The 203-nt window shown below is 32.0% G+C and carries 1 pseudogene; it reads left to right on the top strand.

Going from position 1 to position 203, the window contains the following annotated elements:
• A pseudogene (locus ACX6CF_RS26335) lies at positions 1–203 on the top strand (MBL fold metallo-hydrolase); the annotation flags it as partial.

Below are 203 nucleotides of genomic sequence, written 5' to 3'. Positions count from 1 at the left end.
TCATTGAATTTCCATCCCATGGAAATTCAATGATTATTGAAATGGAAAACGATGAAATAGCTTTTATTGATACGCCTTATGAAAATGAAGCAACTAGAAAAATTATTGAGTGGGTACGAGAACGAGCAGGTCAAGAGGTTAAATTCACAGAAATAAATACAGGTTTTCATTTTGATAATTTAGGCGGGAATAAATATCTTGCT

This window comes from Vallitalea sediminicola (assembly GCF_054408565.1).
Note: the sequence above shows the minus strand (reverse complement) of the source record. Positions and strands in the feature narration are given on the sequence as shown.